Origin of the sequence: Colwellia sp. BRX10-4 (assembly GCF_014077465.1) — a bacterium.
Lineage (GTDB): Bacteria > Pseudomonadota > Gammaproteobacteria > Enterobacterales > Alteromonadaceae > Colwellia_A.
Genome location: NZ_JACGVZ010000005.1, coordinates 1 through 24,037 on the forward strand (window position 1 = coordinate 1; position 24,037 = coordinate 24,037).

22 protein-coding genes are annotated in these 24,037 nt (G+C 35.2%); 8 read left to right on the top strand and 14 right to left on the bottom strand.

The window, feature by feature from the left end; all coding sequences use genetic code 11:
- Window positions 1–754 precede the first annotated feature (754 nt).
- The 4 genes from H4J67_RS06065 to H4J67_RS06080 are packed head-to-tail and all read right to left on the bottom strand — an operon-like array spanning window position 755 to window position 5,875.
- On the bottom strand, window positions 755–2,416 hold the full coding sequence (locus H4J67_RS06065; protein WP_182203187.1) for a TniQ family protein: 1,662 nt from the start codon (window positions 2,414–2,416) through the stop codon (window positions 755–757).
- Window positions 2,416–3,366, bottom strand: coding sequence for a TniB family NTP-binding protein (locus H4J67_RS06070; RefSeq protein WP_182203189.1), 951 nt, complete (start codon window positions 3,364–3,366; stop codon window positions 2,416–2,418). The genes H4J67_RS06065 and H4J67_RS06070 overlap by 1 nt, the downstream gene beginning before the upstream one ends.
- Before the next feature lies 1 nt (window position 3,367).
- On the bottom strand, window positions 3,368–5,242 hold the full coding sequence (locus tag H4J67_RS06075) for a DDE-type integrase/transposase/recombinase (protein ID WP_182203190.1): 1,875 nt from the start codon (window positions 5,240–5,242) through the stop codon (window positions 3,368–3,370).
- A 3-nt stretch (window positions 5,243–5,245) separates the two neighbouring features.
- A complete protein-coding gene (locus H4J67_RS06080; RefSeq protein WP_182203192.1) occupies window positions 5,246–5,875 on the bottom strand; it encodes a TnsA endonuclease N-terminal domain-containing protein in 630 nt (209 codons plus the stop codon).
- A gap of 407 nt (window positions 5,876–6,282) precedes the next feature.
- Between H4J67_RS06080 and H4J67_RS06085 the strand changes: the two genes are divergently transcribed.
- Window positions 6,283–7,149 carry a hypothetical protein gene (locus H4J67_RS06085; protein ID WP_182203194.1) on the top strand — a complete coding sequence of 289 codons (867 nt, stop codon included), beginning with the start codon at window positions 6,283–6,285 and terminating at the stop codon, window positions 7,147–7,149.
- A gap of 34 nt (window positions 7,150–7,183) precedes the next feature.
- Here H4J67_RS06085 and H4J67_RS06090 read toward each other — a convergent pair whose 3' ends face one another.
- Window positions 7,184–7,375 carry a hypothetical protein gene (locus H4J67_RS06090; protein WP_182203195.1) on the bottom strand — a complete coding sequence of 64 codons (192 nt, stop codon included), beginning with the start codon at window positions 7,373–7,375 and terminating at the stop codon, window positions 7,184–7,186.
- Window positions 7,376–7,888: 513 nt separating this feature from the next.
- Between H4J67_RS06090 and H4J67_RS06095 the strand changes: the two genes are divergently transcribed.
- Complete coding sequence (locus H4J67_RS06095; RefSeq protein WP_182203197.1) at window positions 7,889–9,094, top strand: DUF3644 domain-containing protein; 1,206 nt, start codon at window positions 7,889–7,891, stop codon at window positions 9,092–9,094.
- Window positions 9,095–9,642: 548 nt separating this feature from the next.
- Here H4J67_RS06095 and H4J67_RS06100 read toward each other — a convergent pair.
- Genes H4J67_RS06100 through H4J67_RS06110 form a run of 3 tightly spaced genes read right to left on the bottom strand, consistent with a single transcriptional unit; the run spans window position 9,643 to window position 11,571 of the window.
- Complete coding sequence (locus H4J67_RS06100; protein ID WP_182203199.1) at window positions 9,643–9,798, bottom strand: hypothetical protein; 156 nt, start codon at window positions 9,796–9,798, stop codon at window positions 9,643–9,645.
- A gap of 30 nt (window positions 9,799–9,828) precedes the next feature.
- Window positions 9,829–10,821, bottom strand: a complete 993-nt coding sequence (locus H4J67_RS06105; protein ID WP_182203201.1) for a DUF4238 domain-containing protein — start codon at window positions 10,819–10,821, stop codon at window positions 9,829–9,831.
- Window positions 10,822–10,839: 18 nt separating this feature from the next.
- Window positions 10,840–11,571 (bottom strand): hypothetical protein, encoded by a 732-nt coding sequence (locus tag H4J67_RS06110; RefSeq protein ID WP_182203202.1) that lies wholly within the window; start codon window positions 11,569–11,571, stop codon window positions 10,840–10,842.
- 579 nt (window positions 11,572–12,150) lie between these two features.
- On the opposite strand from H4J67_RS06110, the gene H4J67_RS06115 reads away from it, so the two are divergent.
- The 6 genes from H4J67_RS06115 to H4J67_RS06140 all read left to right on the top strand — a co-directional run bounded on the left by H4J67_RS06115 (window position 12,151) and on the right by H4J67_RS06140 (window position 18,592).
- Window positions 12,151–13,965: a diguanylate cyclase gene (locus tag H4J67_RS06115; RefSeq protein WP_182203204.1), complete on the top strand. Its 1,815-nt coding sequence runs from the start codon at window positions 12,151–12,153 to the stop codon at window positions 13,963–13,965.
- Window positions 13,966–14,250: 285 nt separating this feature from the next.
- Window positions 14,251–15,597 carry a serine hydrolase gene (locus tag H4J67_RS06120; RefSeq protein WP_182203206.1) on the top strand — a complete coding sequence of 449 codons (1,347 nt, stop codon included), beginning with the start codon at window positions 14,251–14,253 and terminating at the stop codon, window positions 15,595–15,597.
- 816 nt (window positions 15,598–16,413) lie between these two features.
- Complete coding sequence (locus H4J67_RS06125) at window positions 16,414–16,911, top strand: RNA polymerase sigma factor (protein ID WP_182175207.1); 498 nt, start codon at window positions 16,414–16,416, stop codon at window positions 16,909–16,911.
- Window positions 16,904–17,455 carry a hypothetical protein gene (locus tag H4J67_RS06130; protein ID WP_182175204.1) on the top strand — a complete coding sequence of 184 codons (552 nt, stop codon included), beginning with the start codon at window positions 16,904–16,906 and terminating at the stop codon, window positions 17,453–17,455. Before H4J67_RS06125 ends, H4J67_RS06130 begins: the two co-directional genes overlap by 8 nt.
- Window positions 17,452–17,994 (top strand): DUF4252 domain-containing protein, encoded by a 543-nt coding sequence (locus tag H4J67_RS06135; RefSeq protein WP_182175201.1) that lies wholly within the window; start codon window positions 17,452–17,454, stop codon window positions 17,992–17,994. Before H4J67_RS06130 ends, H4J67_RS06135 begins: the two co-directional genes overlap by 4 nt.
- Before the next feature lie 10 nt (window positions 17,995–18,004).
- Complete coding sequence (locus tag H4J67_RS06140) at window positions 18,005–18,592, top strand: DUF4252 domain-containing protein (RefSeq protein ID WP_182175198.1); 588 nt, start codon at window positions 18,005–18,007, stop codon at window positions 18,590–18,592.
- Window positions 18,593–18,655: 63 nt separating this feature from the next.
- Here H4J67_RS06140 and H4J67_RS06145 read toward each other — a convergent pair whose 3' ends face one another.
- From H4J67_RS06145 to H4J67_RS06170, 6 genes are all read right to left on the bottom strand, one after another.
- The gene (locus tag H4J67_RS06145) at window positions 18,656–20,197 is read right to left on the bottom strand and encodes a S10 family peptidase (protein WP_182203207.1); all 1,542 of its coding nucleotides are present in this window, start codon (window positions 20,195–20,197) and stop codon (window positions 18,656–18,658) included.
- Window positions 20,198–20,324: 127 nt separating this feature from the next.
- Window positions 20,325–20,897 carry a HutD family protein gene (locus H4J67_RS06150; RefSeq protein ID WP_182203209.1) on the bottom strand — a complete coding sequence of 191 codons (573 nt, stop codon included), beginning with the start codon at window positions 20,895–20,897 and terminating at the stop codon, window positions 20,325–20,327.
- A complete protein-coding gene (fghA, locus tag H4J67_RS06155) occupies window positions 20,897–21,742 on the bottom strand; it encodes an S-formylglutathione hydrolase (protein ID WP_182175190.1) in 846 nt (281 codons plus the stop codon). The genes H4J67_RS06150 and fghA overlap by 1 nt, the downstream gene beginning before the upstream one ends.
- Before the next feature lie 31 nt (window positions 21,743–21,773).
- On the bottom strand, window positions 21,774–22,913 hold the full coding sequence (locus H4J67_RS06160) for an S-(hydroxymethyl)glutathione dehydrogenase/class III alcohol dehydrogenase (RefSeq protein WP_220463298.1): 1,140 nt from the start codon (window positions 22,911–22,913) through the stop codon (window positions 21,774–21,776).
- Between the two features lie 192 nt (window positions 22,914–23,105).
- Window positions 23,106–23,627 carry a hypothetical protein gene (locus H4J67_RS06165; RefSeq protein WP_182203211.1) on the bottom strand — a complete coding sequence of 174 codons (522 nt, stop codon included), beginning with the start codon at window positions 23,625–23,627 and terminating at the stop codon, window positions 23,106–23,108.
- Window positions 23,554–23,988: a hypothetical protein gene (locus H4J67_RS06170; protein ID WP_182203212.1), complete on the bottom strand. Its 435-nt coding sequence runs from the start codon at window positions 23,986–23,988 to the stop codon at window positions 23,554–23,556. Before H4J67_RS06170 ends, H4J67_RS06165 begins: the two co-directional genes overlap by 74 nt.
- Between the last annotated feature and the right edge of the window lie 49 nt (window positions 23,989–24,037).

Consider the following 24,037-nt stretch of genomic DNA (forward strand, 5'->3'; position numbering starts at 1 on the left):
TGCTTGAATTGGTGAAATATATTCAGATACTTTCTCTGCATCTTTTGTACTAGCACACCCAGACAGCGCCCCGATTAAAACTAAACTAAGTATTCGAAACAAGATGAAACTCCTATATGCCTAACAGCTTATTATGGAGACTTCTCAGTAATGTCCGTCCCATAAATATTATTTAATTAACATTAATATCCCATAATTTCATGGCTTTAGGAAATACAAATTTTGTATTTTTGTCAGAACTTGGATATTACTGAGACTTCTCAGTAATATCCAATATAAAATTCGAGGCTATTACGCATAAAATCAATGGATTAGGATGTTATCTGGGTGTTTTTAGATTATTACTAAGACTTCTCAGTAATATGACACAAATTATTCATTAGAAAATATATGGAAAAATATTTAAAGTTAATGTCTCTAATGCGCACAAAGTGATCATTACTGTGTTTCAGTCTCGACAACTTATGAGTGAATTCCAACCTAAGGACTTATACTTCGATTTAGCTCTAGAAGCATCACTACTGAAATAGTTTGTTTCGCTTAGCTTTATTATTGAGATAACCTCACTACTTATGTCTATTCACAGTTGAGGGTTTAAGTATCTAACTTTGATGAAATAAATAATGTTAATGCGATTACAGAGAAGGAAATAGGCTTATATGAATAAAGGGATCCCTTTGATTCACAATTTTCAACTTAAATAGCCACTCAAAATAGTCAGGCTTAATATCAGGTTGTCATCTTCACTCTCGTCTCACATGACTAAAGTAAGCTGCTCAGGATGATCCCATTGACTCCCGTGCAATTTATTCAACAAATTGACTAGTGCTATTGTTTTCTCAAAAACAAATGGGCTAAATGCAGGCTTGATATCTTGAAATAAAACTTCTCTATATACTTTGGTTAAGCATAAGTCATGAATGTCTGCCCATCGCTCTAAGCATTCATATTGCGCTAAAAATCTTGCAATAGAAGTGCCTGAAAATAAATATTGTCCTTTAGGAGCAAGTAACTCTTCAAGCAACTTCATGCGACCAAAGCGTTTTATTTTATCTCTAGGGATCCTTAAAAGACGAGAGGTATGACTCAACGAAAAATTATTTTTTTTGATATATTCCTCTTCTAAATACGCTAAAAATTGTACTTCGTCCACCTGAAAGGATGAAATGAAATTAGATGCAAAAGGGTTAAGGTGTACAGGTAAATTAGCATTTAAAACCTCTATACATGCATCTTCATGTGATAAGCCGTAGGTTGAAAGTAATCCTTCAAACCGTTCAATCGACACCGCACTAGATAATGGTAATGAATTCATCGATTCTAATTTACTTACAAATGAATCAATATTAATAAATGCATACCGTCCACGGCCAGTTTCAGATAACATTTTAATTGATTTCATCTTGAATATTTTACGGGTAATATTAATATTACACCCTGTCATTTTTACAAATGAAACTTGATCAACTTGATTCATTAACTGGGTTTTTACCCCTTCTTTTGTAGATTCTAGAAGTGCAGATGAATTCCTAGCTTTACAGGATGTGAAAGCATGTGAACTTAAAAGCTTTGATGAAGGGGTAACTGCACTGAATTTCAGTTTATAATCTTTTATTAACCAGTCTGAATACAAACGGTCTTTTAACGTAAATATGGGGTAAAATACGGCAATATCACCTAGGGTTTTATAGTGATTTCGTTTAAAAGCTAAATTTTGTATCCATTGAGTTATCGTTGAACTATCAGATAACATCTTAAAGCTTTGCGCCATTAAATCAGTCCAATTCACCTTACAATCACGTAACTTTTGTATTTTGTGGTGTACGCTATCGAAGGGTCGTAAAGCTCTAATAGCCGCTGTCATCATATCTTCTAAATAAGCTTCTCTTTTATCAAAAGGTAATAAGGAGAAATACTTAACATAAGATGGCAAAACCTTAACCTCAATTTTTCCTGCTATCTCGCTCCAAGGTGAATAACAATGTAAACAGCCATATGAAAGTAGCGTTTCGTTCCACTCCAACGGTTCTCCGCAATGGCAATCAGTTATAAGCTCACAATGATGAACGTCACAATGAGTGAACTGTAGTAGTTGCCACTTAGCTTCAACACCATCCTTTTCAACCAAACAGTGAGGGCATACATGTGGTTCTTCGTGCATCATGAATTCAACGCCAATCGCCCTTTTAATTTCCTGTGTTGCTGGCAGAAAGCTTTGGTGCTCTAACCTTATATCTAAGGATTTAACAAATTCAGTAATACTTTCTTGACTGCCGTTGATGCTCAATTTTTTACCGTTACTTGTTTCATTAAAGAAGCGAGTTACCGTATCGTAATCATTTGCTACAGCTAAACGGATCACATAGCTTCTAATGCATTCGCCTGCCTCTATGGGTAATTTAGTCAATAGATCCATTAGGCTGCACCCTGTTCTTTTAGCATCCCAAGCTTTAACGTTATCGTAGCTTCTAGTTCAGAAATACTCGCTTGAAAAGGATTGATTGCGAGTGGGTTTGTAGGCTGAAAAACCTCATAAGCCTTGGCTAAGATATCTTGAGTGATTTTATTATCAGCACCGGCCAATCGTAACGCCTCAAAAAATAAAGGTTTGATATTTCCAAATAGACCATCAGTCGCTACATGCATCCTTTCAAGCATATTGTCTGATATCAGGTCAGCATCTACATTTAACTTTCTTTGATAGTTTGTCATTATCTTCTCCCATTGTTCTGATTTGCTCTCATAGGGAGTGATAACATGTAACTTCCGATACCGACGGATCATCTGCTTCTCAGCTTCGAACTTTGCTTTTCCGTAAATTAGCGGTTTTAAGCTTTCAATGCCCACTAAAACGATTGGCAACCGAACTTCATCCATAAGTGATTTGATAGCATCAGCAGCATGTTGTGCCGCTATATCTGATGTTTCTCTGACTAAGTGCTGGGCTTCATCAATAAAAACAATCTCTGTTCGGCTCGCCTTTAATCTAGATATCAAGCGTGCTCGAATATGGCTTTCCGTCCCTGTAATATTTCCACACCCGGTCAAACTGCTTAAAAGCTTTATCATTAACACTTTTGTGGTCGATTTTTGTGCCAGACTGGCAATAAGTACAGGAATGACTTTCTGATTATCATCAACATAATCTGGATTACTATTTTTGTATTTCTTAATACAATGTGATTTACCGACACCTGATGGACCAACTAAAGCCATAGAGCGCACGCATGAAGTAGAATGAGTAGCCCGGCATATATCTAACTCCGAGCATATAAATTTCATATCCCCAGTAACCATTCTGTACCTAAGAAAATCACGTGTATTTTCAAGCAATTCATGCTCGTTTTTTGGTGCTTTAATTTCCATGTTAGTCTTCCTCATATTCATCTGTAAAATCTTCTGAATCATAATTATTTCCTCTGGTAGTCGACTCTAACGGGCTATCTATATTAACTTCATCTTCAGGCTCACTCTCTGTCATACACTTTTCTGCAATGAGAGAATCTTGAGGGACCACCGTGCCATTTTTACGATGTTTTTTAATGATGTTATTGGCCTTTATTTCGGAGATAGGCTCAGGGAATTCCTCGTCTTGACGCTGCTTAATTAAAGCTTTTAATTCTGCGAAGCCTGTATCAAGTTTTATCGTTTTATTAACATTAGGTACATTAATCAATGCACCTGATGAATCAATAACAGTTAAAGCCGAGGCGTCAAAATAATCAATCAAAACACCTAATTTCAATTTATTCTTACCTGTGTTTTTAACTTCTTGACGAACCAATGCAGCAAGCTCGTCTGAGTGGAATCGCTGGCGACGATGTTGAACACCGCTGTTTATGCTGCAAGTCAATTCTTTAGCGATACCTCGAAGCTTTAAGCGCTCATCATGGTCTGACATCGTAATAATCGCATCAGATTCAGCATGCTCTTCCCACATTTCGGCAGGAGTCCAATTATTAATCATGCTATGGGGGTTGTGATGATAGACATTCTGAACATAGTCATCCCACATCACCATAAATTGGTGAACGGTTAACTTAGCCGCTTGTTTAATGGTTTTTTCTGGAATAATTTCAGACTTACGTTTACCTAAATAACCAGAGCACTTTGAAAAGAACTTAGTTCTCGCTGTTCCCCAAAAACGCTCTATGAATGGTTTTTCTGTCGCTCTTCTAGAACGGCAATAGGTATATTCAACATCAAGGTTATTTAAAAAATTCTTGGTCATTTTTGCTTGAAACCCCGGTCCATTATCAAAAGCATAATTAAGAGCAATGCCGCCCATAGGGTATTTATGAGGGTCTTTTTTAGAGCGCATTGAATGAGATAACGTATGAATGACAGCGGCGGCAGATTCTTTTACAGCACCTACTTGTACGGTATAACCTAGAATACAGCGGGTAAAAACATCGATGATAGCGAAAATAGTGACTTTACCTGCAAAGCTACCATCGTCATTGAGTAAACCAATGTTGAATTCGGCACCATCCATCTCTGCTAATTCTAACGGTTGAAGTACGTTATACATCTCAGCAGCAACACGGTTTTCCATATTTGCGTGCTTTTTTCCGTAACGTTTTAAATCAACTTCATATTTAGGTAATGAAAATTCGATGTATCGTTCAAATGTTCGCAAGCAAGGTAATTTTTGCCCTAAAAACTGCTTGATTTTAGTTTTATATGTATTTTTTAACTTAATGTATGCTTCAGCCTTCGTAGGGCGATGGGTCTTCAGGTAGTGTTTATTAATAGCCGATTTAACCAGTTCCTCCATTTCAAAAGACATCCTGTGACCGCCAGCTTTAGAGGTAACGACTTGTAGGTTTATATCCTTGCCATGTGACCGCCATACTCGTAACCAATTGCCTATGGTCTTTAATGATGGTTTTTTAGGGTGGACAGACTTTATGGCCTCGTATACTTCGATTAACTTACCTTCAGCTTCATCTCCAGCACTGTAATTTGCAAGGCAATCGAATGCCTCACAGTAAGCTAGACGACGCTCACCTTCTTTTTCTTGTTTATCCGTAAGAGAAGCAAAGCATCGTACCTCCACGGATTTATCAATGAACTTTAGCTGATGGTCATTTACAGCATCAATCAATCTTTGACGATCAAAGTGCTGGAAATTATTTTTACCAAACTCTACAAAGACAATATTACCTTGGGTGTATCGAACAACACCGTGGCGACCAGATAACTCGATTTCTTGATTAGTTGGAAATTGAATATCGTTCATAATTTATGCCTCTGAAAGTGTAAGAAGTGTTTGTTCATTAAGCTCTTGTTTGTAATCGAATTTATATATTTGATTACCTAACACAGAGAGTGCGTATTTTTTGACGAAACCTAATGGTTTAAGGTACTGAATAAGCTCACCGAATGACGGAGACTTACCTAATTCAACCACAAGGTTTGAAATATTGATTTTTGACAAGCTCAGCTTTCTAAAATGATGAATTTGTTTGAGGTTTTTAGTTAGTTTTTCTTCGTACACGACAGCGTCTGTAAGGTATGAATAGTCAACACCTTTAACCTCAGTAAATAGCATCCTTAGGTGATTAAAACGCTCTTTAGCACGGCGTGATTTAGTAAAAACCTGAGGCTTCACTTCAAGATATGCTTCTACGCCATCTTTGTTGATGGTTTTAATGTCAGGCGTGTAATTTCGTTCTTTATTTTTATCGTCGATATACGCAAACTGTGCAGGTTGCTCTTCAAAAGAGACAACATCATCCAGATACTCAAGATAGCGCAACGAATTTCGTTCGAGCTGGCTTTCAGCCCACATGGTGCGACCATTTTTAATCGACTGGAACAATAATACCTGTCGATCAGATCTGTATTTTTTCAGTTGTCTTGGTGCAGCCATCGTGATTTACCTCTTGATAGTTATTTTTGCTAAAATTGATTTTTAATTTTTTAACACTTACATTCATCTGATGACCTTTTTGAAATTAAACACTTCATAATGGTCTAGCAAACAAATCAAAAAAGATCAAATATAACGATAATTATCAGCAACTTAATAAACTTTATATAATTGACTTTTAGAATTATTTTTGCTTTTAAAACATGAAAGTCACTAATATATATAAAGTCTAATAACTGATTTCTTACCTTCTTACTCTTAAAGGGGTGTATAAAAAAAATAAATAGCACAAATATAAAAATTATTAAAAATCAACTTCTCACGAATATAAAGGGGTGTATTTTTTTTGGGAATCGTACAAAATAAACAAACTAATGCATTAAATAATCAAGTCGTTAATTTTCACTATGAATAATCAAGAAAAGCTAATTGCTGAAACACTAAAAAAAACAAAAATAAAATTAGAAATAAATAGAAAGCAGAGAAAGAGAGCCGTTGCCAGAGCAAAACTGATAGGTGAAGTTGAACTTGAACGATTAAAAAAAGAGTACGAATTAGACTTCGAACTAATGGCTATAAAGTATGAAAAGGTGATTAGAGATAATCTAAGTTTTGGGCTAAAAAGCTACATTAATAAGGGGGAAACTTCAGTTGATAAATCTTTAATTGACTATCTTGAAGGTACAACAAAAGCCTTTAGCAGACAGTTTGAAAAACCTGAATCAAATTATGGTTTGGAAAAATTAGTTCGGTATAAAGAACAAAAAACTTTACTCGATACTATGGGGGCTAAGCAAACATACTTAGTTCGCTACATGCTTGAGGCTGTAAATACTTTTTGTCGCAAAAAACGTAATTTCTATGATGTTGAGCGAGCAAAACGAAACGCTAAACCAGATGAAAGCTACAAACATAACCCCGGAGCAGCTTGCAGAGCGTATTTTGAGAGTAAAGGGTGTGATGATGAATGGCTTTCTACAAAAGCGATTAAACATATAGAAACAGCAACAATTAGTGACGAAGTTATTGAGAATGTGAGAAATTACCTTTCTGAAAATAATGTCAAAAAAGATATTATTCAAACATTTTTGGATAGGATAAATGGCATGAAGTTTACTGAGATGGCAAAAAAATATCGTGGAAGAGAAAATGAAATCAGCGCTAAAGAAAGCACGTTCAGAAACCGCTTTGATAGATTAAGGAAAAGCCCAATAGTTAATTGCGATGATTTCAGGAAGTTATTGCTAAAAGATTATGAAAACTACACTGAATAACCATGCGACATTAAAACACCGTAAATACCTAATTTCATTTAGTGCTCTTTTCCATATCAATTTTTAATAACTCCCAATAAAGGGGGCTAGTTTTTGGATAGAAAGTCACCTTGCTATGTAGTACGAGTAATTCGTCTAAACTTAGATTTTGAATAAAGCCATAATCCACATGCCAGTTAGGATAAACATCTTCAAAACTCATCTGTGAGTTGCTTTTAAACACCATCAGACTCCTCGTTAATTTCGTGAATATATAGATAGTGTAGGTAAGATTCATGGTGTTTTTAGATTATTAAATCGAGAGTAATTGCCATAATAATTAAAGTGGTAATATCCAAAAACTCGAAAAATGCAAATGCTAACTTGAGAGACCACACCATCATTTACTTCATCTATTAGAATGCGGATTTTTTAACTATATTATTAAGAATCAAACTTGTGAGTAAATTTGAAAATATTAATGTATCTGTCACGATGCTGTTTATTAAATATTAGTTGGCGTCATAAATAACAAGAATACAGGCCAAAAGAAGCTATTTTGAATAGTAATTTTTATCCTTATTTCACCCGAAAAACATATTTTCTACAAATACTGGCTAAAGAAATCCAATAAATGCTTGATACACTTGAATTATAAAGGTATTTTTATTTATGTTATAAAGCAATCAGACGGTTAATTGACTGTAGAAAAAGGGATTTTGCCCGTCTAAAAAAACTGTTATATACAAAGGAGATTACGGTGGTAGCCGATAAATGGAATCAAGTAGATAAAGCCTTTATATTCTTATCTGAAAAATATTCATCAAAATCAAGCTTTCAGCTTACAGAGTTAGCTGAAAGCTCAGGGTGGAGTTTATCGACTGTCAAAACTTACTTGAGAAAAAAATGGTCAAAAATTTTAGTTAAAAATGAAAATGGTTATTCGGTCACTGAATTAATTTCAAAGTACAGTGAAGTCACATTTAGGCAACATCAAAGCCAAAATATTGTGATTGAAAAATATTTTTATCAAACACTTGTAGATAAAGCCATTTCAGCCTGTATATCAGCCATTGAAATTTATAACAAACCTAATTTCGAATATCGAGAGGAAACATTTTCCATATTAATGGTAAATGCGTGGGAACTTATACTTAAAGCTAAGCTGGTAAAGGATAACGACGACAATCGTGAATCCATTTATTTTTTAAATAAAGGTAAAACAGTCATAACTCCTAGTGGCAATGCTAAAACAATTGGTACGGTTCAAGCTATGAATCGCTTGATTGAAACCAAAGATATCCCAAAATCAGTAGAGTTAAATATTAAATTACTTTTGAATATTAGGGATGACTCTGTTCATTTTATTCACGACGATGTAGAGCTAAGTATCCAAATTCAAGAAATAGGAACTGCATCGCTACAAAATTTCATGTCCTTAGCAATGAATTGGTTTAGTTATGACTTTACACAATTTAACTTTTATTTAATGCCTGTGTCATTCTTCCATTTATCTGATGTTACTAGCTTTAGTATTGATAATCAGGTCAAAAGTAACCTTCTTTCGTATTTGAAAAAAATAGAGAAAGAAGAAGAAAACTGCAACGATCCTAATTTCGCTATTTCATTGAAGCTAAAAACTAAGCTTGTTAAGACTACGGCAGATGAAGCCTTACAGGTTAGACTAACAAATGATCCAGAAGCCCCTGAAATAGTATTTTCAGAAGAAGAAGCTCTTAGGAATTATCCTAATGATTACTATGAAATAATAGCTATTTTTAAAAAACGATATACAAACTTTAAACAAAATACTAAATTACATAATCATATGCGTTCATTAAAAATAGATGGTGAGAAATACTGTAAAGTCAGAAGGTTAGATCCAGAAAACCCTAACAGTATTAATAAAACTTTTTACCATAATCGAGTAATTGATAAATTTGATGAATGGTACGATCGTGTGTAGTAATTTGTGTATATCAAGTTACTCAAATGGACGTTAAACAGTTGGGTGGTGTGAATAGACATTACAAATGAGGTTACCTCGACAATTAGAACCATTGGAATCAACACCTTCAGTAGATGATATTTCCGAACCAAATCGATCTTTCGTCAACGGTTTGATGCTCGCTGAGAAGTTGTCGAGACTGAAAAGTATTAACGATCACTTTGTGCGCTTAGTGAATGTTCTGCAAACGACTCTACTTCAAATTATACCCGGTCAAAAGTTTCTCGTCATCACTATTTCCTGCTAAAAAATATCTTCATAATTTTTACAAAACAGCTGTAATTAGTCGCTTAACGTTGCTGTTTGAAGTCAAAAGATGCCAAGTCGACCATTATTTATCAATAAAGGGCGATAAAATAAACGTCGTTATCACTATTTCCTACTAAAAAAGGATGCCGTGATCAGTATTTCTAACTATTAATGCGGCTGAAAGCTACAAGTCAATGTAACTCATCTGAGGTCGTCACAAAAAAGGTGATGCAAAGCACTCAGATTAACGACTTGCATCACTCTAATTGTGCAGAATGTTCGAGATTGGGGGATTGAGCACAAGAAAGGTAGTGCAAAGCGTTTAAAACTTTTGAAACGTCAGAAGAAATACCGTATTGAAAGTGCGCATTGACATTAGCGCTTGTTATTCTAACATCTGCTTCACCAATCATTGCTTCCATTAGGTCAATAGTGAATTAATTTTATATCTGGTCGGAAACCCCATTATTTGTGATACCAAAGACTGAAAATGGGTTTACTCCCATTGAAAACTCTACACCATAAAATGGATTAAATAGGTATTCTCTACAGCTTGGATATTCCACCCCATCAACTACAGACATGATGCTTGTCAGCTTTTCTACTAAATCAGCTTCAGCAAGCGAATTACTCGCTGATGACAACATAAATGGTATTTGAGGGAAATGACCGAGCATATCCAATGCCATTTTACTAAATGTACTACTATCATTTTTTTTAGCGAGAATAATTGAATTACTAGCAGATTTGAGCAATTCGAAGTTGATATGGTTTGCGTCACCTTTTTCAAGTTGCAAGAATTCCTGCTTAGGAAAAGGTAATTCCATACCTTTTGGCAACAAAACTGTCTCAACATAAGAGCATGCTATAAAGCACAAGTTAGGAGTTAAAGGATAAAATATTGTTGTGGTCGTGTTATCAAGGCATCCGGTCATGTAAATAGGGTTATCAGTCCGTATAAAAAAGTCATCACTGTGCGCTTCTAGAATAATCCAATTACGTAATGCTATATATTTATTATCTTCGCACGATGCACAACCAAGTAAAGTATTTTTATATGAATGATCTCCGTTATTGGTATCTTCAATGTAGTCTCGATATTTGAAGAAGCTTGGCGTTCGTAGGGCTTGAGTAATTATGAACTGTCCCCATTTCATACGTTCATCGGTAGACAATAAATCACCTGAAATTAGCTTTTCATATAATTTCGAACTGTCGCTCTCCAATTCAACATCAAGACGATCCTCTAATGACTGTGGGTAAAGATTTAATTCATAACCCCACGCAGTCTTACCTTTATCTTTATGTGAATCTATCACCAAGCATCTATACTTACAGTAGTAGTAATACTTGTAAGCCCACCCCGATTCTTCATCAGTCCAGTATTTATTAGCAAATACGGGACTAAAGTGGTTTTTGTTTGTTTTTTTTGACATGTATTTAGGTTCTATACATTAAAGAATACCCATGTAACCCAAGAATTCATTTTGTATTAACACAGCCCAATCTTGATCTAACGTATTTATGTTCATGGTATCGAATTTTTTGATCCTTTCATCGAAGTCGTGACCGATAACATAATCACTGCTGTAATAAGTACATAAGCCATCTGTAATAACGTCTGAGCGGTAATTACATTTTAATATCACATCATCAACATCACCTGAGACAGATACGCTATAACTTAATTCTATTTTATTCATAATCTGACCGTATTCTGATCTGCGAAATGAAGTGCTAACTGTCCATGCAGTGTTATCTATTTTATGAAAAAAATTTGAGTTGGCATTTATGACATCTACGGTTGAATTATTAACTTCATTACCACCGACACCTCTTTGCGTTATTTCATTATCTGAATAATAGCTCTGACTCGAACTAGAATGTGCCAAGCTTACATTGTGAAATTCAGTAGCTAAAGGTATTGTGTGATCTTCACTGAGGTCGTAAGTAATCAAGTCGCCTGATTTGTCTACTTTTACTAAAATATCACAAGAAGATATACAACTAATAAAATCTATATGCCCATTGTTCGCTACCCAACTGCTTTGCTCTACAGGGGTGATGACTACAGGAGGAATTTCTTTAGGGGTATTAGATGTTTCAGAGCCTCCTCCACCACAGGATGCTAATACAACACTTGAAAATATAGGTACGAGTAACCTTTTTTTATTAGAAACTATCATTAAGCATTCCTTTATTTGTTTAAATATCCATTTTGTTTCGTTTTTGAATAATAACAGTTTTGCTAAATTAGATATACCTTTCATATAATTGGTATCTACGAATTTATGCACTTTACATCATAAATTTAAAGAGTCTGTTTTAGTATCTAAATGCTTGTTATCTGGTGATTTAAATAATAATTAACGACCGCTCAGTAGCTCAAAATTACCGTTATGATTATAAGTATTAATGACTTTTTTGTGGCAATAGTGAATATTACATAAAACGTTTCAATCTCATTTCATGTCTAGAAATTTCACTAGTGATGTCTATTCACATGAGCTTTTACTGATAAAATGACAGCTGAATCGTGACAATAAAGTTTGAGACATTATGAGTGGTTTAGATCTTATTATCATGCGACAAATTTTCAGCTAAATCGCAATATAGATAGAGACTTTTATTGAGAAGTGATCGACGTTACCAACTTATTCTACAATGTATAACTTATCAGCCGACCTGAAACTTAGGGGAATATATTGAGGCAATCAGCAAAACACACTAAGATGGATTTACTCTATGCCTTTTTGAACAATTAAATGATTAAACATAAGTTTAGCTTTCTTTTATTATTGTTATTTTCTTTTAATGTTAAAGCAAATCCAACTGATTTAGATAATATAATTAAGATTACAACTGATAATTACTATAATTTATGTCTTGAAAACCCTGAAATAGAAGAAGTATATGACAATTTATTACTTAAAAAAGAAAACCTAGATGAACTGAGTCGATTCATTATCACTTCAGGTAAACTTCAATTCGCTAATTGTAGTAATAGAGACTCAGAATATTTCTTTAATCAACAATTCAAGCAACTCACTCCAAGCGTCAAAAAAGCACTTACTTCCAATTACAATTATAAAAATATGCTACCTAACTTAATATATAGCTACCAACTAAGTGTTGGTGACTATCCTTTTTACAATAAGAACGAATATTGCGACTTATTAGAAGAGTTAGAGGGGGTGTCCGAAAGAAAACTGACTCCTTATATAAATCTTTTCCAAACGGTCAGTTGTGAAAAATCAAGTTTTCTAAGTAGGATTAGTGACATAAAAGAAATATTAGCTACCCACCCTAAAGATAGAGGACTAAATTCATGGGGATATTACTATATTGCTAATAAATATTATCAATTAGGGCTTTTTCGATTAGATATTGAAGCATTAGAACAAGCTGCTAAATATGAAGATTCTTTAGAAAGTTTATATATCCATTATTCGTATATTGCAATCGGGTATTTAAGGTTTAATGAATTTGATAAGGCACGTGAGTATATCCGATTATACCAGAATGCCCCCTCCAACCTTAAGAAAAGTCACCTTTATCAGATTGGGGAATTGGATATTCTTACAACAGAGAGTTTTTTAAAAAAGGATTACCTGACAACAATGAAACTCTTTCGAAAGAATCTTAAATTATTGGATTCCAAGCAGTCACACGTAACTATAACCGAGTTTAAATATCGCTATGGTCGCTCATGTTTAGAAGTTGGAGATATAAATTGCGCAAAAAAAATGGTTGAAAATATACTTGCAAGGCAAAGTACCCTAAATAAAAATAAAGATGAAAAGCTATTAGATTTTTTGACTTTATATTTTATAAAAATTAACAATTATGAACTTGCCCAAGAATACTTTTATTTATCAGAGAGTATGTCAACTCAAAGGTTTTTAACTGCACAGTCTTCAGATACATACAATCTTATTACGAACTTACAAAACCAAAGTTTAAAACAGAGTATCCAGCTTTCTGAAAAACAAGTATCTGAAAGGACTAATATATTAATATTTTCAATTACAATATTGATTTTGATTAGTATTTTTACCTACTTTATTTGGTCGCAAAAAAACATCCATAAGAAGCAAGCTGAAACTGATGAACTTACCAATGTATACAGTCGGCGCTACATTAATAGTGTTGCCAAAAACATCATGAACCAACGGAGAGAAACTGACTTATCAACTTTATGTGTTGCTCTTATTGATATTGATGATTTTAAGTCAATTAATGACACCTATGGGCATGATGTTGGCGATGAAGTGTTGAAAAAGGTTTCTTCAATCACAACTCAAATAATTAGAAAGCAAGATTACTTTGGTCGCTGGGGAGGGGAAGAATTTGTGATTCTTCTATGCGATACAGATATAACTCAAGCAAAGTTAGTTATGGAAAGGGTAGTCAGTAGTATTTCACAAACAGACTTTTCTCCAGTAAGTCGAAGTATAACGATTAGTGCAGGTCTTACATCATTAATTGAACAAAAAACATTTGAAGAGCTGATGAAATCTGCTGATGAATTACTATATAGCGCCAAGCTAAATGGGAAAAATAAAGTAATATGTGCTTAATGTGGACAATTACATCAGTTGTGCCACCTAATTGCATCAGAACTGCCAGTCATTATCATCTAATACTGTCACCTAATAACATTTACTGCGACCACTGAATAACATTAGGTTTACCACTAATAAATATGATCACTTTGTGCGCATTGCTGACTTTAGAGATAAGTTTTTTGCGATATATTTTCTAATGAATTACTTTATAAATTATTGGTTATACAATCTAACTGTAAAAATACGCTAATATGACAATCTCCCCCGTTGAAATAACTATAATTTACAAGGAACGTTATGAACAAAGGTCTAATTCAACTTTCTCTAATAGCAGTTTTTATTCTAGCTGGCCAATGTTTTGCAAGCTCTTCATTAAGCTTTGATAAGCTTTTAAGGAGCCATGTTGATGAAAAAGGACCGGGAGTGTCTGTCATCGTGACCAAAGGTGGGGAAACTATATATAGTGGTTCTTACGGCATGGCTAATATTGAGTCTGGAAGGGTACTAAAGACAAACAGTGAATTCAAACTTGCATCAATAACAAAACAATTTACGAGCACGGCTATATTGATGCTGCAAGAGCAGGGTAAATTATCCATAAAAGATGATATTCGCAAATATTTTCCAAACTTCCCACCGCAACAAAATGAAATAAGAATCGAACACCTAATGAGTCATACTTCAGGATTTTACAGAAACCCGAAAAAAATAGCGGTACATAGAAAGACATCAACAACTTTAGAAAAATTAATGGTTTTATTGCTGAAGGAAAAAATTAAATTTCAGCCTGGTGAAAAGATGAGTTATTCAAATACAGGCTATCTGTTGCTTGGTAAAATTATTGAAATTGTTAGCGGGCAAACTTATGGTCAATTTATAGAAAGTAACATATTTAATAAATTAGGCATGAATAACAGCCATTATGGCGGGCTGGATTCAAATTCAAAAGGCGTGATAGGTTATTATCGAACACGTAAAGGTGTTATTAAAAAAGCAAATCCAGTAGATGTATCATGGGCTTTTTCTGCTGGAGGTTTAGTTTCAACAGTTGACGACTTGGCCACTTGGTATCGCAGCCTGAGCCAAGGAAAACTGATTTCAGCAGAAAGTTATAAGGTGATGATTACAGAGTTTAAACTTAATGATGGAAGTTCATCTCGTTATGGCTTTGGATTAAACAATATTAAAATCCACGAACGTAAAGCAATTATTCATCAAGGGGGAACTCCTGGTTTTAGAACTAGTTCAGTGTATTTCCCTGAAGAGGATATTTATATTGCAGTATTGAGTAATGACGGCTCCTCAAAACCTTTCAATTTGACTCTATTATTATCGGCTGAAATGTTTGCTATTAATCACCCTGGCTATAGCCGCTTTGATATTGAACAAACTCAACTTAATAAATTGTTGGGACGTTATAAAGTAGATAACGACTCAATACGTACATTGTTCGTTGAAGAAGGAGTTATATACACTAAAAGAGATGATTCATTACCTTATGAAGTAATCCCAATGTCTCTAAACAGCTTTTTCTACAAAGGTACATTAGCCTATTTTGTTATTGATGAAGATGATACAGGAAAGCTTACATTGAGCTATTACCCAAGACTATCATCTACTCCTCAAAAAGCAGTGAAGCTATAATTTGTAGGAATTTAACTTGGAAAAACTAAATACTCTATGAATATGACTTTTCAAGTTTGTCAAATTACCGTTAGTTTTATTTTTTGCAGAGGTTAACTTACAGTTTAAATGCTGATTATTTCGATATTATCCATACGAAAACTAATCCTAATCTCAGTTTTAACTCAATTACCTAATGTTTCGAATGTGGCATTAGTGAATATTGAAAAAATGCTTCAATCTCATTTGATGTCTAATAATCTCACTAGTGATGTCTATTCACATAAGTAAGAATCCCATTCTCTGTCGCAGATCCCATTATTTTCTGTGATCAACAGATTAACTACTAAAAGCACCAAAAACCGAAAAAAACAAAAAACTGAGTAATTACTTCACTTTTTACTTTACACTTATAGAGTTGTTACTCTATAATGCTTTTGTTCTCTTTTAGTGAGCACCTGTTGTAATAATTTTATATTTTAGCTTCCCCAAAGCTATCCAGCCGATGAACTTGTTTTCATCGGTTTTTTTATGCCTAAAATTCAATAAAATATAAAAATCACCTGTCGCAATTATAATCGCGATCACTAAAAATTGTCTTTAATCGACTCAATTATGCTTATTAATAAAAATTTTTTAACTTAATATCACTTTATCCGCAGATTAATTTTTTAACAATAACACATTGATTAACCAATTTATTTCAAGAAACCCTACCCTATTAGTTATATTGAATCTACTTATCATACCAATCACTTTGGCGACTCTTTTTAATAATAAATTAAAAATAAGATACTTAATTTGTAACCTTTCGCAAAGTAGTGCGTAATTATAACTATGAAAGGAAATAAATTTAATAAAATACTCGAACAACATCAGCAACGAATCTATTCGTTAGCTTTGTATATTTTACGTGATAAACATGAAGCGGAAGATATTACACAAGATGTTTTTACGCGTTTATGGAATAACATCCAACAAGTAGATATTGAAAAAGTATCGGCTTGGCTTTCTACGGTAACCCGTAATGCTTGTATTGATAAATTGCGTAAGCGTAAGGAATTCAGCCAAGTTGAAGAAGAGCATCAAGTGACACAAAAACATGAAGAACCGGCAGGGAATTTACAGCACCAACAATTAAGTCGTTGGTTAAGCGAGGCGATTGCTTGTTTAAACGAACCCTATAGTTCGTTGATTATGTTATGTGATGTACAACAAAACAGCCAAAGTATTGCGGCGAAATCACTTAACTTAACCACCAGCCAAGTAAAAGTCTATTTACATCGTGCACGACGTGAATTGCGAAATAATTTAAAGGGGTATACCCATGAATAATAAAGAATCATGGCAGAAACCATTAGATGATTTTTTAGCGAACAATGACCTTTCAGCTGACACCCGTGTGCTAGCAAGAGTATTGTACGAGAGCAGTGAATCAACTAATGAACAACTTAGTAACCAACAAATTGCTGAGTTGGAAACAGCGTTACATATTGAACAACATTTAAATGACATAGGTTTGCAGCCTTTATCAGCTGATTTGAAAAACAAGTTACAAGGCATTAGCAAAACTGAAACAAGCAGTCATGTGATTTTTGGCTACTTTACGCCTGGCTGGAAAAAACTCAGTGCGTTAGCCGCAACAGTTACCGCTGTCGCTTTACTCAACACCCATATGCTAAGTGATCCTATAGATAAACAGCCATCACTGGCAGAAATACAACATGCAGAACAAGAGTTAGCAATCGCTTTGCAATATATATCATTCGCTAAAAAAATATCAACAGAGCAAATAAAGCAAACATTTGACGAAAATATACAACAACCATTGAACCAAGGTTTATTTAAACCGCTTAATCATTTTAAGGAAACATCATGAAAAAATTATTATCAGCACTTATTTTATTTAGTTCATCATTATTAATGAGCAGTTCAGCCTTTGCCGACGACATTACCAAAGAGCGAGGTTATGTAGACTTTGCCAGCCTTAACTCAGTTTATGGTGAACCTAAAGTGATGGTTAATTTAAATAAAACCATGTTAGGTTTTATTAGCAAAATTAATCTGTCTGATCCAGAAGCATCAGAATTAATCAGCAAGTTAAAAGCCGTTCGTGTACAAATCTATAATATGAAAGGTAGCGATCAACCGGCAATAGATTTAATTGCAAAAGTCAGCAAAGATATTCAATCTAAAAACTGGTTACCTATTGTCTCGGTCAATGAAGAAGATGAAAAGGTACGAGTATTCACCAAAATCACAGATGACCTTATGGATGGTTTAGTCGTTATGGTTATTAACAATAAAAGTGATAAAGACGGTCGTGAAGCGGTATTTATTAACATTGTTGGTGAAATAGACCCGGCACAAATTAATAAAGTAACCAAATCACTTAACATTGATATTGACTTAAAATAACGAGTAAACCATGAAACTATCTCACTATTTTTTAAAGAAAGTGACCTTGCTATTAGCAGTTGCAGCAAGCTTTTTCTTAACCGGTTGTGGCATTACCGCAGGGGGACTTCACAGTCATGCTGGCTATGCCGATATTGAATCACCTTATTGGTGGCGAGCTGACAGCGAAATAAACTTGTCTTTAGGTCCATTAGCTATTGGCACAGCACGTTGGGTTATTGATACTGATGAAGACCCAGAAATTGATGCTTTATTGGATGACGTAGATGGTGTTCGTATAAGTGTTTATAACGTTGAAAAAAACAGTGAGTTGTTTAAAGATAATTTCATTGAAACTCAAGATAATTTACGTGCCGATGGTTGGCAACATGTAGTAAGAATGAATGATGATGAATCAACTGATTACTCACTGATGTTCATCAAGTCAAACGGTGAAGTAATTGATGGTTTAGTTGTACTGTCACTTTCAGATAATGAGGCGGTATTTGTCAATATTATTGGTAATATCCATCCTAACTCTTTTGAACCTATTATGGAGCAGGTTTATAAGAAAAATGATGCGGCAAAAAGATTTAAAGAAGTAGATGAAGAGGAATAACATATTAGCCGATTAAGTTGTAAATGATAACTTAATCGGCTTGCTTTTAAGTGCTAAGATAATTTATCGTGGCGAAGCAGCTTTATATTTAGCGGCTTGTTTATTATCAGGTAAAGACGCTTTAATAAATTGACGAATATCATCATTCGCCGCTTTTAAATCTTCATAGCGAAGGTACATCATATGACCACTGCGGTAGCCTTTAAAAGACAAGCGGTCTTGCATTTTACCACTTTGATCTAACTGCCACATAGTGTACTTAGCATCAAAATAGTTAGTCGCACCATCGTAGTAACCTGCTTGGAACATAACATTTAAATAAGGGTTTTGTGCCATCGCTAAACGTAAGTTTTTACCGGTATTATTGTTAGTGCGATCCCACGGATGTACATCACCAAACATATTATATTTAATGTCTGTTTTATAGTTTAACTCTTCACGTAAATAGTAATTAATGGCGGGAGTGAAACTGTGTAACCATGACGTTAATTCCGCATTGTAGTCAGGACGTGATCCGGTTGTTTTCTCGTCAATACCTAAGTAACGTGAATCTAAACGACCAATTGTTTGCTCACGATCACGTAATAGTTCTTTCCAAAAATAGGAAGCGCTAATATCTAAATTACTGCGTAATACTTCAGTGACCGAAAGTCCTGAATAATAAGAGACTTTTTCAGCTATCGCCTGTTTTTCTGCCGGGCTAATAAAGCCACCTTTAGCGAGTGCAGGTATGTATTGCTCAATAGTAAACTTTTCAACTTCAGGCAAAATATCTAATAAGTCTTTTTGCTGTAAATCGCTCTTTAGTGCTTGGTGATACCAGGCAGCAGCTGCAAAATAAGGTAAGCGATTTGCGGCCTTTACCGGTCCGTCGCGCTTAATGCCAATATCGGTTGGCGACACAAGAATCACGCCATTTAGATACATCCACTGACGTGATTGTAGTTCTAACGCTAAGCCTGAAACACGGGTAGTACCATAACTTTCACCGATTAAATATTTTGGTGAACGCCAGCGCTCATTCCGGGTCACAAAAGTATTTACCCAGTCGGCTAGATACTTGATGTCGGCATTGACACCAAAAAACATCGATTTTTGTTGTTCTTTCGAAGGCATCTTGCCCTCTTTGTCGGGTAAAACTCGTGAATAACCCGTATTAACTGGGTTAACAAAAACAATATCGGCAACATCTAAAATTGAATAGTCATTGGTCTTAACACCGTAAGGCTGCAATGGATATCCTTCGTCATCAACATTTAAAACACGTGGGCCGGTGTAGGCAACATGCATCCAAACCGATGCTGAACCTGGGCCACCGTTAAAAGAAATTAATAAAGGTCGTGCGCTTTTATTCTTAACATCGCTGCGTTGGTAATAAGTATAAAACAAACTGGCGGTTGGATTACCCTCACTGTCCCATACGGGTTGAGTACCTGTAGTGGCAGTGTAGTCGAATTTGTTACCGTTAACCTTGGTACTATGTTTCGTGGTTGAGCTTTCGTCGATAGGTAACTTACGGCTATTGTCAGCAGTATTCTCAGCATTAGCAAACGGTGAGAATATCAGCAACAAGGCGAATATTTTGACTAAATGGTGTGCTTTCATTTTAACGTCCTGCGCATTGGATTTTTATTAGTATGTTCATACTCTAAAACAAAAAAAATATTACCGCTGAAATAAAAGTTTAAATGACTCTTTTCAGCGATAAACACCTGCTGTTACTAAATTTTTCCTAAGTGTTTAACATTAAATAAACCACAATCAGCTTTTGACCGGTAATCGTCATCTCCCCTACTTTAAGGGTATTCAATTTCAATAAATGCCCTGCCTTTATTATTTGGTGATTTTTGTATGACGTTAACTGGAATTGACCCGACAAACTGTAAACAAAGCATAAGTCTGCAGCTTTAAGTTCAACTGTTTGTCGAGCTAGCAAGGTTTCCACAACGGCCGAGCACTTTTCTTTATCTGTAATAATATTAAAATCGGTAATTTCGCCAGCAGGTAAATGTCCAACGGTTCGACAACCCCCATCAAAATTGGCGACATCAAGGATATTATTCAACTGATCAGTTTTACGATTATCGTGTTGTAAATTAATACCCTTACCGGCAATGAGAATGAGACTACGCTGATAACCTGAAAAATCAGAAAAGACCCCATCTTCAACAACATTCGCCATACTCAAGCGCCAAATAAAGTCAGCTAAAGTACCGCCGTCATTAATCGCTAATTCAATAGTTTCACCTTGGCCATTTTTCCATGGAATAGTCTTAAAATGTTCAGGTGAAATAACCGTAAACATTAAGATTGCCCCAAATGTTTCGCATGAAAAAACAAGTGACTTTCAATAAAACTGGCGATAAAAAAGTAACTGTGATCATATCCCTGATGTTGGTTAAGTATTAGTGGGTAGTTATTACTCAACGCCGCTGAAATCAATGATTCTGGCTGAAGTTGCTCTTGCAAAAAGTCATCGGCTAAACCTTGATCAACCAATGCCGGTATATGCTGTGTACTTGCTTTCATCAACACGCTTGCATCATGTTGTTGCCATAAGACTTTATCATTACCTAAATAAGCACTAAACGCTTTTTGTCCCCAAGGGCTATTAATTGGATTAGCGATAGGGCTAAAGGCAGATACCGAACAATATTTATCAGGATTTTTTAGCGCTATAGTTAGCGCGCCATGCCCCCCCATTGAGTGACCACTGATCGATTTTTTACTTGATACCGGAAAATTTTCTGCAATTAACGCTGGCAATTCATTAACAATATAATCATACATTTTATAATGTGTGGACCAAGGTTTCTGGGTGGCATTTATATAGAAACCCGCACCTAACCCTAGATCGTAAGACTGGTTTTCATCGTCGGCAACACCGGCTCCACGCGGGCTGGTATCTGGGCAAACAATGGCTATACCGAGTGCTGATGCCATGCGCTGCCCCCCTGATTTGTGTACAAAGTTTTCATCGGTACAGGTCAGTCCTGAAAGCCAGTATAAAACCGGCACTGGTGAATGCTTACTGGCACCTTCAGGTAAATAAATAGCGAAACGCATCGGACATTTTAGACTTTCAGCATGGTGTTGAAAATGCTCTTGAACGCCACCAAACATTTTATTACTGCTAATTTTCTCTAACATTATGGTTCAACTTTTAGATATTTATGGATGTTTAAAAATGAATAACACTACGAATGCTCTTACCTTCGTGCATTAATTCAAAGGCCTCATTAATTTTTTCTAACGACATGGTATGGGTAATAAAGTCGTTTAAAGCAAATTCACCGGCAAGATAGCGTTCAACATATTCAGGTAACTCGCTACGACCTTTTACACCACCAAAGGCAGTACCACGCCATACTCGACCGGTAACCAGTTGAAATGGGCGGGTTGAAATTTCTTGCCCTGCGCCAGCAACACCAATAATAATAGACTCACCCCAGCCTTTATGACAACACTCTAAGGCCGAACGCATCACATTAACATTACCGATACATTCAAAAGAGTAATCAACACCGCCATCGGTTAATTCAACAATAACGTCTTGAATAGGTTTGTCGTAATCTTTGGGATTAATACAGTCTGTTGCACCCAGTTTTTTAGCTAACTCAAATTTACTTTCGTTGATATCAATCGCAATAATGCGGCTTGCTTTCGCCATAGCAGCGCCAATAATAGCCGACAAGCCAATACCACCTAAACCAAAAATAGCCACGGTATCGCCTACTTCAACTTTCGCCGTATTCATGACTGCGCCCATGCCGGTAGTTACCCCACAACCCAATAAGCACACTTCTTCAAGCGGTGCTTTAGGGTTCACTTTTGCTAAAGATATTTCAGGTAAAACGGTATATTCAGAGAAAGTAGAACAGCCCATATAATGAAATATAACTTTACCGTTTAATGAAAATCTCGAGGTGCCATCAGGCATTAAGCCTTTACCTTGGGTTTCGCGAATTTTTTGACACAGATTGGTTTTACCTGATTTACAGAATTTACACTCACCACATTCGGGTGTGTATAAAGGAATAACATGATCGCCAACCGCAACACTGGTGACACCCTCACCTATTTTTTCAACAATCCCACCACCTTCATGCCCTAAAATCACTGGAAATATTCCTTCAGGATCTTCACCTGAAAGCGTGAAAGCATCTGTATGACAAACGCCTGAAGCGATAATTTTAACGAGAACTTCACCTTTTTTAGGAAGTTCTACATCAATTTCTTCAATTGTTAAGGGTTTATTTGGCCCCCAAGCAATTGCGGCTTTAGATTTGATGGTGTTTGTTTTTTGCGTAACTGCTGACATATGAATTACCTGATTACATTCTTTAAAGACAATGATAGTGGATAAATATCAGGAATAACAGCCTATTGAAATGGATAAAATTATTTTAGCCCAATTAATAAATTGGGCTGTACTATGAAAGCGAGATATTCACCATAAGGATTTACAAACCTTTTTGCAGCGTGCTTTTTATCTACTCCCCCTTAAAGGTTTTTATAATTCACCTTTAAGGTCATTGAGCTTTAATAACAGGTTGGGTGCTAAGAGTTCTTCGTTAATAGCCAGTAATAACTCCTCGGCTTGTTCTTTATCACCGCCCTGCAACTTTATTTCGGCTAAGTACAATTTTGCATGGGAGACTTTAACAACATCTAAAGCAATTTCAGCATGCTTAATTGCGGCTAAATAACTTTTTTCAGCTAATGATAATTGTTCTGCATGTTGCTGTGCTTGCGCTAAATTAAAATGTACTGTCGCTATTTGTTGTTCATTACCATATTTATAACTCCAAGGAACGGTTGCATACCAGTGGGCAATCGCTTTATCATGCAATTCAAGTTGCCTAGCAACATGACCTAAATGACCGAAAAGTTCCATCATAAACTGCGGATTACGGCTGTTTTTATATTTATCTTTTAAAGCAATAAGTGACTCATAGGCTTCAGGTAGCTCGCCAATAAACATTTGTAATGTTGGCAATTTCAATAAGTTTAATTGGAGATGGATAGACTTCATTCATTGTTGCTAATTGTGCTTTTGCTTTATAAATATAACGCTTACCTTCTGCTAAGTCGCCATGACTAAGTAGAGATTTAGCATAATACATGTAAAGAGTGACTTGAAAAGGGATCGGTAGATCTTCCTCGTCTATCCAACGCTTTGTTTCTTGGTAAAGCTCATCACTGTGTTGCAAAATAAATAGTGAGGACAATTTAAATTGCATTAAGCTAAACCAAATACGGCTTTTCGGCTGTACTTGGGTTAATTCAATATTAACTTTTACTAGGCATGATGATGGCGAGCGCTGACATAGCTTTGCTGTGCTCTCACTTTTTATTGCATAATTTTTTGCAACCGGTAAAAAAAATACCCACAATAATAGTCCTGTAAGTCCAAGAGAATAAGGCTTTGAAGAGATAAAAAAA